Source organism: Bacillus sp. BSL6, assembly GCF_052928345.1.
In genome coordinates, this window is sequence record NZ_JAVGCW010000001.1 from 671,224 (window position 1) to 685,052 (window position 13,829).

Genomic DNA, 13,829 nt, shown 5'->3' on the forward strand with positions numbered 1-13,829 from the left:
CTTTTCTGTGAGGGGAATGAAAAGAATGAACTTAGATTTTTCGGCGATTACGCCTTCGATACCGTATATATTAAAAGGTCTAGAAGTTACTTTGAAAATTGTAGCAGTATCAGCTTTAGCAGGGTTTATTTTAGGGACGCTATTAGCACTTTGCAAAATTGCTAGAATACGAGCATTAAATATAGCGGCAGATCTTTATACATCAATTTTCCGTGGTACACCACTTGTATTGCAATTAATGATTATTTATTTCGGTGTCCCGCAAATAATTGGTTATGAAATACCGGCATTTTTAGCAGCTGTACTTGCATTTAGCTTAAATTCAGGTGCATATATGTCAGAAGTAATCCGTGCTGGCATTCAAGCGGTTGATAAAGGACAAACAGAAGCGGCGATGGCTTTAGGAATTCCTTACGGAAAAATGATGCGAAATATCATTTTCCCTCAAGCATTAAAAAATATATTACCAGCGCTTGTGAACGAGTTTGCGACACTTACGAAAGAATCGGCTGTAGTAACGGTAATAGGAGCAACGGATTTAATGCGTCGTGCTTATATCGTAGGCGGGGAGACTTTTAAATACCTTGAACCATTACTTTTTGTTGGACTCATTTATTATATGCTAGTCATTATTCTTACATTAGTCGGGAAGGCAATTGAAGGGAGAATGAAGAAAAGTGATTAAAATTGAAAACCTTCATAAATCATTTGGAAAAAACGAAGTATTAAAAGGAATTACAACAACGATTGAAAAAGGGGAAGTAGTAGCAATTATTGGACCGTCTGGATCAGGGAAATCAACATTTTTACGTTGTATGAATGTGTTAGAAGCACCGACAAATGGTCACATTTGGATTGGAACGGAAGAAGTAACGAATCCAAAAACGAATATTATGCACGTTCGTGAAAATGTCGGAATGGTATTTCAGCATTTTCACCTATTTCCTCATATGACTGTATTAGAAAATATTACGTATGCTCCTATCAATGTAAAAGGAGTAACGAAACAAGAAGCTGAAAAGAAAGCCGAAAAACTGTTAGAAAAGGTCGGCTTATTAGATAAAAAAGATACGTATCCAAATCGTCTTTCGGGAGGACAAAAGCAACGTGTAGCAATTGCAAGAGCGTTAGCAATGGAACCAGAAGTAATGTTATTTGATGAACCGACATCAGCACTAGATCCAGAGATGGTAAAAGAAGTGTTAGAAGTTATGAAATCATTAGTTACGACAGGAATGACAATGGCGATTGTTACACATGAAATGGGATTTGCAAAAGAAGTAGCAGATCGTGTTCTCTTTTTAGATGGTGGAAAGCTTGTAGAAGATAGTGCGCCAGCAGAATTTTTTGCAGCACCGAAAAGTGAGCGTGCGCAACAATTTTTACAAAAGATATTGTAATATGTAAAGGTTACGTGAATAATAAGTAGAAAAGGATGACATTGTGTCATCCTTTTTTTATACTAACTGTAAATACGTTTATACATATAGGAGCAATGATATGTTCAAAATTGGATACCGTACAGTAAAAACAGCAATAGGGACAGGCGCAGCCGTTTTTATTGCACAGTTATTAGGATTGGAATTTTATAGTTCAGCGGGTATTTTAGTTATATTATGCGTACAAAATACGAAACGTAAATCACTTCAAGTGTCGTTACACCGTTTTTTAGCCTGTGTATTGTCAATGGTGTTCGCGTTTTGTATTTTTGAAACAATTGGATATACACCACTAGCAATTAGCGTACTATTACTTACATTTATTCCGACTGCAGTTATGCTTAAAATTCAAGAAGGTATTGTTACGAGTTCAGTTATTGTGATGCATCTATATTCATTGAAACAAATTACATGGCTTATTGTTGGGAATGAAATTGCGATATTAACGATAGGGATTAGCGTGGCTCTCTTAGTAAATATGTATATGCCAAGTAGTGAAAATAAGCTAAAAGAGTATCAAGGTAAAATAGAAAATAATTTTAAAAAGATTTTGTTTGAAATGGTTGTATATTTACGAAACCGAGAAAGTAGTTGGAGCGGGGCAGAACTTATTGAAACTGAACAGATGCTAAATGAAGCTAGAGATTTATCGTTTAAGAAACTTGAGAATGCATTTATGCGAGAAGATGACTATTACTATCGTTATTTTAATATGCGCATGCAACAATTCGAAATTTTAGAGCGAATGATTCCGTTAGCAGCTTCTTTATCGTGGACATATGAACAGGCGGACATGATTGCGGATGTGGTTGAAAACATTGGAAATGCTATTAGCCCTCAGAGTACCGGGGTTATTTCTTTAAGGCAGCTTCAAGAAATGCGAGAATTATTTAGAGATATGCCATTGCCGGCTACACGTGAAGAATTTGAGATACGTGCGAAACTTGTTCAACTTGTATACGAAATGGAACAATATTTACTCATTAAAAGTCGCTTTAAAGGAAAGGATAATATAAAAGAACTTATATAGAAGGTAGGAATTATCTATGCCGTATCTTCTCTCTTTCATATTATGTCTTTCTTTATCGCCTATTTGGCCTCTTGGTGATAATCCGCGTGCCGGTGATCCTTTCATTATTGTAAATAAAGCGACGAATAAACTAGCTTATATTGACGATGGAAAGATTCAAAAGGTTTTTCCAGTCGCGACAGGGAAAACAAATGAATTAACCCCAGAGGGAACTTTTGATATTGTAATGAAAGCAAAGGATCCATATTATATTGCGAAGAATATTCCTGGGGGATCACCGAAAAATCCACTTGGATCTAGGTGGATGGGATTTAATGCAAGAGGAACTGATGGGAGTAAATATGGAATACATGGAACAAACCAACCGAGTTCAATTGGAAAGTATATTTCACAAGGATGTATAAGAATGAAGAAAAATGATGTGGAATATTTATTTGATCGCATTCCAATTGGAACGAAAGTATGGATTGTAAAATCGAAAAAGTCATTTCAGCAATTGGCAAAAGAAAAAGGAGCCATTGCATATGAAAAAGTCAACGAAAAAGTTGGCTTTTTCTATTGTAATAAGTTGTCTTGACATGTGTACATAACCATGCGTTAATGAGAGTATAGAAAGATAAAATGAGATAAAGGGGTTGCTCATATGTACTTGAATCCAAAACTTTCGTATATGCAGTTTTTTATGGGATTTCTATTTATTATTACATTCATATTGGCAACTTTTAATATATGTTCTTATCTTGTAGCGATTGTATGTATGGCATTACTCAATCTTACTTTTGTTATTGGGGCATTTCAGCAGAAACAATATACAAGTTTTGTGATAGCACTTGTAATGTCATTTTTCTTTAGTATTGTAGCGATTGTGCTTTACATAAAATAAACCATCTCGATTTCGAGATGGTTTATTTTATTATGTGTAAAAAGTAAAAAAAGGACGAACAGATCGTCCTTTTTACCAAAACATACTTGCGCCAGCAAGTAATGTTGTTACAAGCATAGAAATTAGCATTACATAAATCATAACTTTTTGAGCTTTTTTATGCATCGTTAAACCTCCTTGCAAATCAGTACAATATCATTGTAACGAGAAATGATATTGTGGACAAGGGGGAGAGAAATGACAAAATTCGAGAAGTGTGTGTAAAGTATAACAGGAAATTTGTATGTACGTAGAGAATATATAAGAATGATAGGGTATAAGTTTTTTGTTATGCAAGCTGAAGAATGGAGATACGATGATGAAAATATATGAAACAAATCGTTTACATTTAAGGGAAATTGATGAGTCGTATGCTGAAAAAGTTCTTCAATATTACGACAGAAATCGTGAATTTTTAAAAGCCTGGGAAGAGTATAGACCGGATGATTTTTTTACGTTAGATTATCAAAAGAAAAAGTTACAAAAGGATAGAAAAGAGATCGCAGAAGGTAAAATCATCAGACTTTGGATTTTTAAAAAAGGTGATGATACGAAAATAATTGGATGTATTTCATTTAATTTAATTGTTCGTGGAATTTACCAATCTTGTGTACTCGGCTATAAATTAGATAAGGAAGAGTTAAACAAAGGTTATACGACAGAAGCGCTTAGAAAAGCGATTCAAGTTGCTTTTGAGGAATTTCAATTACATCGTATAGAAGCACCGATTATGCCACGAAATTTAGCATCTATACAAGTCGTGACGAAGATAGGTTTTCAGTATGAGGGCGTGTCTAGGAAGATGTTAATGGTTAATGGAGTGTGGGAAGATCATATGCGCTGGGTATTGTTAAATGAGTAATAGAAAGCAGATGGTTATCTAGACATATAAACCGTCTGTTTTTTGTCTTGTATTTCGAAACTTTTGCGAAATTCTGTTATAATTAATAGTGTTACATACATAATGGTAGTGCAGGAGGCGCAGTCTTATGATTAATCAAGAACGTTTAGTAAATGAATTTATGGAGTTAGTACAAGTAGATTCTGAAACGAAATTTGAAGCAGAAATTTGCAAAGTATTAACAAAGAAATTTACAGATTTAGGTGTAGAAGTATTTGAAGATGACACAATGGCTGTTACTGGGCATGGTGCAGGTAACTTAATTTGTACATTACCAGCAACAAAAGATGGTGTTGATACAATTTACTTTACTTCTCATATGGATACAGTAGTTCCTGGTAATGGAATTAAGCCTTCTATTAAAGATGGATATATCGTATCAGATGGTACTACGATTTTAGGGGCGGATGATAAAGCGGGATTAGCATCCATGTTCGAAGCAATCCGTGTTTTAAAAGAAAAAAATATCCCTCATGGTACAATTGAATTTATTATTACAGTTGGAGAAGAATCTGGTCTTGTTGGTGCAAAAGCATTAGATCGTGAGCGCATTACAGCGAAATATGGTTACGCGTTAGATAGCGATGGGAAAGTTGGCGAAATCGTTGTTGCAGCTCCAACACAAGCGAAAGTGAACGCGATTATTCGCGGGAAAACAGCTCATGCTGGTGTAGCACCAGAAAAAGGTGTATCTGCAATTACGATCGCAGCGAAAGCAATTGCGAAAATGCCACTTGGTCGTATTGATTCTGAAACAACTGCAAATATTGGACGTTTTGAAGGTGGTACACAAACGAATATCGTTTGCGATCATGTACAAATCTTTGCAGAAGCGCGTTCTTTAATCAATGAAAAAATGGAAGTACAAGTTGCGAAAATGAAAGAAGCATTTGAAACAACTGCAAAAGAAATGGGCGGCCAAGCAGATGTTGAAGTAAAGGTTATGTATCCAGGATTTAAATTTGCTGATGGCGATCACGTTGTAGAAGTTGCAAAACGCGCAGCTGAAAAAATTGGTCGTACACCTTCTCTTCACCAAAGTGGTGGCGGAAGTGATGCAAACGTAATTGCTGGACACGGAATTCCAACAGTTAACTTAGCAGTTGGTTATGAAGAAATTCATACAACAAACGAAAAGATTCCTGTTGAAGAATTAGCGAAAACAGCAGAATTAGTTGTTGCAATCATAGAGGAAGTAGCGAAATAATATAACAAAAAAGCGTGTAAATCAATTGTGATTTACACGCTTTTTACTTTGATTCGATTGCTTTTACAAGGCGGATAAGCCAATACAAGAAAATCCATGGCAGTATGTAAGTTGTTACTACATGGACTAGACGAGGAAAGAAACCAGCTATGTTTATATCAAATATAGGAAGAAGTAAATAATTGATTGCGACGATTAGTATAATTATGAGAAACGTATAATTGAGTTTATCAGTTGATTTCATAATAATCACCCCTAATTACAAAAATATCCACTTCATTTAAATTATAGCAATAAATATGATGGAAAAGAACAAGTAATAATTATAATTATTGTGCAAAATTTGCTATAATAAAAGAACGAACGTTCTGATTAGGGGGTGAGTACTATGCGAGAAATGTATCCAAAAAAAGGTCGTGTTATTTTACATGTAGATATGAATTGTTTTTTCGCATCTGTTGAAATTGCTCATGACTCATCATTACAAGGGAAGCCGTTAGCGGTTGCTGGAAATGAAAAAGAAAGAAAAGGAATTATCATAACATGTAGTTATGAGGCGAGAGAATATGGAATACGTACAACGATGCCACTTTGGGAAGCGAAAAGGTTATGTCCGCAATTAATTGTAAGGCGCCCTAATTTTACATTATATCGCGAAGCTTCATTTCAAATGTTTCAAATTCTTTCCCGTTTTACGGAAAAAATACAACCAGTCTCTATAGATGAGGGGTATTTAGATATTACAGACTGTTACGCACTTGGTTCACCTCTTGAAATAGCAAAGATGATTCAGCAGGCGTTATTAACAGAATTGCAGCTTCCGTGTAGCATCGGGATTGCTCCGAACCTTTTCTTAGCAAAAACAGCTTCTGATATGAAAAAGCCTCTCGGTATTACCGTGCTCCGAAAACGAGATATTCCAGAAATGATTTGGCCGCTTCCGGTTGGAGCGATGCATGGAATTGGAGAAAAAACAGCTGAGAAATTAAAAGATATTCATATACAAACAATTGAACAGTTAGCAAAAGGAAATGAACATATCATTCGCGCTAAAATTGGAAAGCATGGTGTTGATTTACAAAGAAGGGCAAAAGGTGTGGATGATAGAGAAGTTGATCCGAGTCAAATGGGACAACATAAAAGCGTTGGTAATTCGATGACTTTTTCAAAGGATATGGATGAAGAAAAAGAATTACTTGATATGTTAGAAAGGCTATCAAAATCAGTGAGTAAAAGATTACAAAAGCGAACTCTTGTCAGCTATAATATTCAAATTATGATTAAATATCATGATAGGCGGACAGTAACGAGGAGTAAGCAATTAAAAAATGCCATTTGGGAAGAACGAGATATTTTTCAAGCGGCCTCTCGTTTATGGAAGCAACATTGGGATGGCGATTCCGTTCGTTTATTAGGTGTTACAGCTACTGAAATAGAGTGGAAGACTGAATCGGTGAAGCAATTAGATTTGTTTTCATTTGAAGAAGATGCGAAAGAAGAGCCGCTACTTGCTGTCATTGATCAAATTAATGATAAGTATGGAATGCCGCTTTTACAACGAGGTAGTCAATTATTACGTAAGCAAGAAAAGTCTTTTCAGCAAAAATTAGAAAATAAGTTTATGTAGAAGGTGTCATGAAGCTGTACATATCATGACACTTTTTATTTTTATAAAAAACAAATTGTCGTTTTTGCACTACAAGCAAAACAATTATGTAATAACTCAAGTAAAAAGATAATTTTAGATGAATTTGATTTAAGTATGTATACAAATTTTTTGACGGAATATGCCGATTTGCTAAATAAGTATAAATAAAAAGCACTGTAACCAGTGCTTTTTACGATAGATTAAGAGATTGTATGATTTTCAAAAATAACAATCTCTGAACTGTTTGCAGTTGAAACGCGTTGTGCATAATATGTTAAAGCTGAAGAAATATATGTTGGTAACGAATCATTTGTATGTGTTGTTGTATATTCATGGATTAACTCTTTCAAAGTCGTCCATTCTAATTGTGCTGGGTGATCAGACACGAAAGAACGTACCCAGCGATCAAATGAAGATGAAAAATCAGTTTGTAAACGAAATGCTTCTTTCATAATAAAACGCTCCCTTAAAATGTAGTATAATCATTTTAACATAAAACACGAACGATTGCTAAGTTTTTTAAGTATAACGTTCGTGATATATAGTTGTCTAGATGATTGGTTATGTAAATTCGATTTGCCATTTGAAATAACATTCCGTAAGATGAAAGATAGATTATATAAAGAGCTGGAGGAAAGAAAGTGGAATTTGTATTTTTAGGAACTGGTGCAGGTGTTCCTTCAAAAGGAAGGAATGTTTCGGCAATTGCTTTGCAATTGTTAGAAGAACGAGGACAGACTTGGTTATTTGATTGTGGTGAGGCGACGCAACATCAAATATTACATACATCAGTACGTCCACGCCGCATTGAAAAAATATTTATTACGCATTTACATGGGGATCATATTTTTGGTTTGCCTGGTTTATTAGGAAGCCGTTCGTTCCAAGGAGGGACTACACCTTTAACAGTGTATGGACCAAAAGGAATTAAACAGTTTATTGAAGTCGCATTATCAGTAAGCACGACACATGTAAAATACCCGCTTGAAATTGTTGAGATAACAGAAGAAGGTACTGTGTTTGAAGATAATGAATTTCATGTGGAAACGAAAAGATTGTCACACGGTATTGAATGTTTTGGGTATCGTATTATAGAGAAAGATATACAAGGCGCCCTTTTAGTCGGTAAATTGCTGGAGATGGGCGTGAAACCAGGTCCACTCTTTAAACGTTTAAAAGATGGAGAAGTGGTTGAATTGGAAAATGGTACGATATTAAACGGAAAAGATTTTATCGGCCCACCTCAAAAGGGAAGAATTATTACCATTTTAGGTGATACGAGATATTGTGAAGCGAGTAGAGAGCTGGCACAAGACGCTGACGTACTAGTTCATGAAGCCACTTTTGCGGCAGAAGATGAACAACAAGCTTATGATTATTTTCATTCCACATCTAAGCAAGCTGCGAGTATTGCACTTCAGGCAAATGCAAAACGATTAATATTAACTCATATTAGTTCCCGTTATCAAGGGGATACATATAAGGAATTATTGAAAGAGGCAAGAGAGCTATTTTCTAATACAGAAATAGCTACAGATTTAAAATCATTTCCAGTGGACAGATAATAATGTTGTGAAAAAATGGTGACGAAAGGTTGCCATTTTTTTATTTCTAAAAAAAAATAAAAATAAAACTGTTATCATTTTATGCTTATATAGGATGAAACAGAAAATTTTAATGATGTAAAGATATAAGATGAAACTACATAGTATCGAGTATTTAGAAAAACTGTTATATAAGTCGGACGACATACAAGTAGTACAAATAGCAAAAATGGATTGTTATTCAGAACTTTTAAAATTCATTAAAAGTAAGCGTTTTATTAAAAACAAGCTATAATGAGGACAGATTATAATTTACTGTAGGCTACATGTGTTTGAGACGTTTATCATAACAAGTGAAGTTGAATAAATTGTGAGAGAGCAACATGGAAATTATAATAGGAAGGACATTACTATTATTTGTATGAAGCCTTTTTCACTTTTTAGCTTTAAGGCATCAAAAGGTATGAAAGCAATGGGCGTTTCACTTGTTTGTGCTATGCTTGTAAGGGGTTCTGTGTTAAACTTTGGATTGCTACAAGACTTTACTGTAGATTATCTTATATTATGTGTAAATGAAGGTAATGCTAAGTTTCTTATTTCATATTATAACTAGTATTATTTCAGGATATATCGCTTCACTGTTATTCAAAAACGATCCAATTCGTACAGCAGGACAAATTCGTAGTACAACTGGAAAAGCAACCAATCCGGTAGCTTAATAGAATAGTAAAAAATTTTTTCATAGAGGTTTAGGGGGAGTTATAATGAAGTATCGCTCAGTATTTGATATTATTGGTCCAGTTATGATTGGTCCATCAAGTTCACATACAGCAGGTGCAGCAAGAATGGGGCAAGTTGCTCGCCAGCTGTTTCGTCATGAACCAGAAAGAGTAAGCATTTCATTATATGGATCATTTGCAAAGACGTATCGTGGGCATGGTACAGATGTAGCGCTAATAGGTGGGATATTAGGATTTGAAACAGATGACTTACGTATTCCAGAGGCGCTAGAGATAGCAAAAGAGCGCGAAATTGAAGTGGAATTCATTGAAGAAGATGCAAATGCACCTCACCCAAATACAGCGAGAATTCGCTTGTATAAAGGTGAAGAAGAAATTGAAGTTGTTGCTTGCTCAATTGGTGGCGGTAAAATTGAAGTTGTAGAATTAAACGGATTCGATCTTCAATTATCAGGCACGAGTCCAGCACTACTTATTGTAAATAACGATCGCTTCGGTGCTATTGCAGCAGTAGCCTCAATCCTTGCGAAACACGAGATTAACATTAGTACAATGAGTGTTTCTCGTAAAGAAAAAGGAAGAAGAGCACTAATGGTCATCGAAACAGATGAAATATTAGCAGATGAAGTAATTGAAGAAATAAAAGCGCAACAAAATATTTGTCAAGTAACTATTATGGAATAATTGCAGGGGGGACACACCATGTTTCGGAACGCAGCGGAACTAGTGGCGCAAGCTAAAGAACAAAATGTAAAAATCGCAGAAATTATGATTCAATGTGAAATGGAAACAAGAAGTATTTCACGTGAAGAAGTAATCGCTGGTATGGAAAAGAACTTAGTCGTGATGGAGCAAGCAGTAGAACGTGGTATTCGCGGTGTGAAATCACCAACTGGTTTAACTGGTGGAGATGCTGTAAAAGTTCAGGCGTATATGAAGAGCGGAAAAGGCTTATCTGGAGATACGATTTTGGACGCGGTGAGTAAAGCTGTTGCAACAAATGAAGTAAACGCAGCGATGGGAATTATTTGTGCAACACCAACAGCAGGGTCTGCTGGAACAGTGCCAGGTGTGCTATTTGCACTAAGAGAAAAGTTGCAACCTACACGTGAAGAAATGATTGAATTTTTATTTACAGCAGGAGCTTTCGGTATGGTTGTTGCAAATAATGCTTGTATTTCTGGTGCAGCAGGAGGATGTCAAGCTGAAGTTGGTTCAGCAAGTGGAATGGCGGCCGCGGCTGCAGTTGAAATGGCTGGTGGAACACAAGACCAAGCAGCTACAGCGATGGCAATTTCATTAAAGAACATGCTTGGTTTAGTATGCGATCCGGTGGCAGGACTTGTAGAAGTACCTTGCGTAAAACGTAATGCAGCAGGAGCTGCAAATGCGATGATTTCAGCTGATTTAGCATTAGCTGGTGTAACGAGTACCATTCCATGTGATGAAGTAATTGAGGCAATGTTTAGAATTGGACAAACGATGCCAGTAGCACTTCGTGAAACAGCAGAAGGTGGACTTGCAGCAACACCGACTGGTCGTCGTCTACAAGAAGAAATTTTTGGGAAGACGAATAACTAAAAATATATGTTTATAAAAAATGGAGCTCAAGTAAGATTGAGCTCCATTTTTTATTTTTCTTTTGTTAATTGTTCTAACGTTTTCCCAAGATTATGTGATCGTTGCGCTGCCTGTGTAATACAAGAAATAAGCGCTTGTTGAAATTGGTGTTCTTGTAATATTTCAATGCCCGCTTCGGTCGTTCCACCAGGAGAGGTAATTTCCTTTCGCAAAATAGACGGGTGTTTTTCACTTGCTTTTAGCATTTCAGCAGCACCAATCATCGTTTGGAGAATAAGTGACTTTGCAACATCTTCTTTTAAACCGATTTTTTTTGCAGCTTCTTCCATCGCTTCTACTACGTAATAAATATAAGCAGGCCCGCTTCCGGATAATGCAGTGACAGCATGCATATCTTCTTCCTCTACAACAGAGACGAGACCGATCGTTTCAAATAAAGCTATGGCAGTTTGAATATGTTCCTTTGTTGCATGTTTTGAAGATGAGATAGCAGTAGCTGATTTTAAAATAGCTGCAGATGTATTTGGCATGGCACGAATAATCGGAACGTCTTTTTGAAGTAGATTTCTAATTGAATGAGTAGAAACACCTGCTAATAACGAAATAATAAGCAGGTTATTATGTATGTCTTCTTTAAAAGGGGTAAGCGCTTCTGCAACATCTTTTGGCTTCATTGCTAGAAAAAGAATATTTGTATTAGTAAGTAGTTCTTTTTTATTATGTGTACCTTTGACACCGTATTTGTTATGTAGCTCCTGTAACCTTGTCTCGTTAGAACGATTACTTACAGTAATTTGTTCGCCTTTCACAACATTTGCATGTAACAAGCCACCAATAATCGCTTCAGCAATAGAGCCTGCACCGAGAAAGGAAATGTTTTGAATAGACATGATGTTCCTCCTTTAAATTTGGTAGAAATTCTTATAAATGTACATACATTCGTTTTTTAATAGGAAACACCTCTTTTTATCTGAAAATAATGACAAATATATGTATAAGTTGTAAACTGAAGAAGTATTCATTTTTGAACCGGAAAGAGACAGGGGGGCTAAGCATGACGGCGATTCACCGAATGGAGATTCCTGTGCCATTTGCAGTTGAAACTGTAAATGTGTTTTTAGTTGAGGGGGAGACATTAACATTAATTGATACAGGGACGAATACAGAAGAGGCAAGAAATGCGTTAGAAAGTCAATTAGGTGCATTAGGATATACGATAGAAGATATTAAAACAGTAGTTATTACGCATCATCATGCGGATCATTGTGGGCTTTTAAATATATTTTCTGAGAAAACGAACATTATTGGACACCCTTGGAATGAGCCTTGGATTAAGCAAAATCCAGAATTTTTAAAGCGGTATCATGAGTTTTTTAGAGAGACAGCCTTGCAATTTGGTGTTCCAGCAGCATTTTTGAAAGATGAGGCGTTATTAACGACAAGAACACTGAAATATTCTTGTAATAGATCGTTAACGCATACTGTGCGAGAGGGAGATCGTATTGATTCCTTACCTGGGTTTACAGTAATTGAAACACCGGGTCATGCTTCCACTCATATTTCATTATATAGAGAATCTGATGGAATATTAATTGGCGGAGATGCTCTCATTAGTCATATTTCTTCGAATCCAATATTAGAACCACCATATGAAGGACAAACAGAAAGGGCACGCCCATTATTACAATACAATCAAACGTTAAAGCGTTTAAGTGAAATGAATATTTCGCGCATTTTAGCAGGACATGGAGAAGATGTTCTCCATGTGAAGCAACTTATTGAAACGAGATTACAAAAGCAAGAAACACGTGCATTTAAAGTGCTTGAGTTATTAAAGGAAAAACCAATGACAGCATTTGAAGTATGTGTAAAACTATTTCCGGTATTATATAAGGAACAATTGCCACTTACTATTTCAGAAACGGTTGGACAATTAGACTTTTTAGCATATAATCAACAAGTGATGATTGATGAATCTTCGCAACAATTGATTTATTATGCAAAGTAGGTGACAGCAATGACGGGACGTTTACAAAATAAAGTAATCGTCATTACAGGTGCTTCTAGTGGAATTGGAGAGCAAGTTGCAATGCAAGTTGCAGAGCAGGGAGCGACTCCAGTATTAATGGCTAGAACAGAAGAGAAATTAAAAGCGCTAGCAGACAAAATTAAAGAAACTTATAATACGCCTTGCTATTATTATGTATTAGATGTAAGTGAAGAGATGGGGGTAAAATCTGTTTTTTCAAAAGTATTACAAGAGGTAGGACGTATTGATATATTAGTAAACAATGCAGGATTTGGTATTTTTAAAACGTTTGAAGATGCGTCAATGGATGAAGTGAAAGATATGTTCCAAGTAAATGTATTTGGATTAGTAGCTTGTACGAAAGCGGTACTACCTTATATGGTGAAAAGAAACGAAGGGCATATTATTAATATTGCTTCACTTGCTGGGAAAATTGCAACGCCGAAATCGAGTGCGTATGCAGCAACGAAACATGCAGTACTAGGATTTACGAATAGTTTACGCATGGAGTTGTCTAGTACGAATGTTTTCGTAACAGCGATTAATCCAGGTCCGATAGATACAAACTTTTTTGAAATAGCTGATCAATCCGGTACATATGTGAAAAATATGGGACGATACATGTTAAAACCAACATATGTAGCAGAGCAAATTGTAAAATCGATGCAAACGAAAAAGCGTGAAGTAAATTTACCGAAATGGATGGGCATTGGTCCGAAACTTTATGCATTATTCCCAGGTTTATTTGAGCGTGTTGCAGGTAAATCATTAAGTAAAAAATAGGAGAT

Annotated in this window: 18 protein-coding genes and 1 pseudogene; 15 read left to right on the forward strand and 4 right to left on the reverse strand. The window is 35.7% G+C overall.

Annotation, left to right across the window (positions count from 1 at the left end):
- Positions 1-25: 25 nt before the first annotated feature.
- The 5 genes from RCJ96_RS03750 to RCJ96_RS03770 all read left to right on the forward strand — a co-directional run bounded on the left by RCJ96_RS03750 (position 26) and on the right by RCJ96_RS03770 (position 3,352).
- A complete protein-coding gene (locus RCJ96_RS03750; RefSeq protein WP_001046917.1) occupies positions 26-685 on the forward strand; it encodes an amino acid ABC transporter permease in 660 nt (219 codons plus the stop codon).
- Positions 678-1,400, forward strand: a complete 723-nt coding sequence (locus RCJ96_RS03755) for an amino acid ABC transporter ATP-binding protein (RefSeq protein ID WP_000590218.1) — start codon at positions 678-680, stop codon at positions 1,398-1,400. Before RCJ96_RS03750 ends, RCJ96_RS03755 begins: the two co-directional genes overlap by 8 nt.
- A gap of 100 nt (positions 1,401-1,500) precedes the next feature.
- Entirely contained in the window at positions 1,501-2,469 is a 969-nt protein-coding gene (locus RCJ96_RS03760; protein ID WP_074606965.1) for an aromatic acid exporter family protein, read from the forward strand.
- Between the two features lie 16 nt (positions 2,470-2,485).
- The gene (locus RCJ96_RS03765; RefSeq protein WP_074606963.1) at positions 2,486-3,046 is read left to right on the forward strand and encodes a L,D-transpeptidase; all 561 of its coding nucleotides are present in this window, start codon (positions 2,486-2,488) and stop codon (positions 3,044-3,046) included.
- Between the two features lie 66 nt (positions 3,047-3,112).
- Positions 3,113-3,352 (forward strand): DUF3894 domain-containing protein, encoded by a 240-nt coding sequence (locus RCJ96_RS03770; RefSeq protein ID WP_000281163.1) that lies wholly within the window; start codon positions 3,113-3,115, stop codon positions 3,350-3,352.
- Positions 3,353-3,424: 72 nt separating this feature from the next.
- Here the strand turns inward: RCJ96_RS03770 and prli42 are convergent, their stop codons facing one another.
- Positions 3,425-3,517, reverse strand: a complete 93-nt coding sequence (prli42, locus tag RCJ96_RS03775) for a stressosome-associated protein Prli42 (RefSeq protein WP_000549038.1) — start codon at positions 3,515-3,517, stop codon at positions 3,425-3,427.
- Positions 3,518-3,707: 190 nt separating this feature from the next.
- Between prli42 and RCJ96_RS03780 the strand changes: the two genes are divergently transcribed.
- Together RCJ96_RS03780 and RCJ96_RS03785 are read left to right on the forward strand one after the other, a co-directional pair.
- Positions 3,708-4,253, forward strand: a complete 546-nt coding sequence (locus RCJ96_RS03780) for a GNAT family N-acetyltransferase (RefSeq protein ID WP_001993297.1) — start codon at positions 3,708-3,710, stop codon at positions 4,251-4,253.
- Between the two features lie 127 nt (positions 4,254-4,380).
- Complete coding sequence (locus RCJ96_RS03785) at positions 4,381-5,499, forward strand: tripeptidase T (RefSeq protein WP_000609811.1); 1,119 nt, start codon at positions 4,381-4,383, stop codon at positions 5,497-5,499.
- A 43-nt stretch (positions 5,500-5,542) separates the two neighbouring features.
- On the opposite strand, the gene RCJ96_RS03790 is transcribed toward RCJ96_RS03785, so the two are convergent.
- A complete protein-coding gene (locus RCJ96_RS03790) occupies positions 5,543-5,743 on the reverse strand; it encodes a hypothetical protein (protein ID WP_000842869.1) in 201 nt (66 codons plus the stop codon).
- Between the two features lie 144 nt (positions 5,744-5,887).
- On the opposite strand from RCJ96_RS03790, the gene RCJ96_RS03795 reads away from it, so the two are divergent.
- Both RCJ96_RS03795 and RCJ96_RS03800 read left to right on the forward strand, forming a co-directional pair.
- Positions 5,888-7,126, forward strand: a complete 1,239-nt coding sequence (locus RCJ96_RS03795; RefSeq protein WP_001208839.1) for a DNA polymerase IV — start codon at positions 5,888-5,890, stop codon at positions 7,124-7,126.
- A gap of 42 nt (positions 7,127-7,168) precedes the next feature.
- Positions 7,169-7,315 (forward strand): annotated as a pseudogene (locus RCJ96_RS03800) (DNA polymerase IV); the annotation flags it as partial.
- A 32-nt stretch (positions 7,316-7,347) separates the two neighbouring features.
- Here the strand turns inward: RCJ96_RS03800 and RCJ96_RS03805 are convergent.
- Positions 7,348-7,599 carry a DUF3932 family protein gene (locus RCJ96_RS03805; RefSeq protein ID WP_074606961.1) on the reverse strand — a complete coding sequence of 84 codons (252 nt, stop codon included), beginning with the start codon at positions 7,597-7,599 and terminating at the stop codon, positions 7,348-7,350.
- A gap of 189 nt (positions 7,600-7,788) precedes the next feature.
- Between RCJ96_RS03805 and rnz the strand changes: the two genes are divergently transcribed.
- The 4 genes from rnz (at position 7,789) to sdaAA (ending at position 11,012) form a co-directional block, all read left to right on the forward strand.
- Positions 7,789-8,712 carry a ribonuclease Z gene (gene rnz, locus RCJ96_RS03810; protein WP_416503950.1) on the forward strand — a complete coding sequence of 308 codons (924 nt, stop codon included), beginning with the start codon at positions 7,789-7,791 and terminating at the stop codon, positions 8,710-8,712.
- A gap of 560 nt (positions 8,713-9,272) precedes the next feature.
- Entirely contained in the window at positions 9,273-9,410 is a 138-nt protein-coding gene (locus RCJ96_RS03815; protein ID WP_172407365.1) for a hypothetical protein, read from the forward strand.
- A gap of 45 nt (positions 9,411-9,455) precedes the next feature.
- The gene (gene sdaAB, locus RCJ96_RS03820; protein WP_000877446.1) at positions 9,456-10,115 is read left to right on the forward strand and encodes an L-serine ammonia-lyase, iron-sulfur-dependent subunit beta; all 660 of its coding nucleotides are present in this window, start codon (positions 9,456-9,458) and stop codon (positions 10,113-10,115) included.
- Between the two features lie 18 nt (positions 10,116-10,133).
- Entirely contained in the window at positions 10,134-11,012 is an 879-nt protein-coding gene (gene sdaAA, locus RCJ96_RS03825; protein ID WP_000489462.1) for an L-serine ammonia-lyase, iron-sulfur-dependent, subunit alpha, read from the forward strand.
- A gap of 50 nt (positions 11,013-11,062) precedes the next feature.
- On the opposite strand, the gene proI is transcribed toward sdaAA, so the two are convergent.
- Positions 11,063-11,902 carry a pyrroline-5-carboxylate reductase ProI gene (gene proI, locus RCJ96_RS03830; RefSeq protein WP_074606957.1) on the reverse strand — a complete coding sequence of 280 codons (840 nt, stop codon included), beginning with the start codon at positions 11,900-11,902 and terminating at the stop codon, positions 11,063-11,065.
- A gap of 164 nt (positions 11,903-12,066) precedes the next feature.
- On the opposite strand from proI, the gene RCJ96_RS03835 reads away from it, so the two are divergent.
- Both RCJ96_RS03835 and RCJ96_RS03840 read left to right on the forward strand, forming a co-directional pair.
- Complete coding sequence (locus tag RCJ96_RS03835) at positions 12,067-13,020, forward strand: MBL fold metallo-hydrolase (RefSeq protein ID WP_416503949.1); 954 nt, start codon at positions 12,067-12,069, stop codon at positions 13,018-13,020.
- A 9-nt stretch (positions 13,021-13,029) separates the two neighbouring features.
- Positions 13,030-13,824 carry an SDR family NAD(P)-dependent oxidoreductase gene (locus tag RCJ96_RS03840; RefSeq protein WP_000147803.1) on the forward strand — a complete coding sequence of 265 codons (795 nt, stop codon included), beginning with the start codon at positions 13,030-13,032 and terminating at the stop codon, positions 13,822-13,824.
- The last annotated feature ends 5 nt before the right edge of the window (positions 13,825-13,829 follow it).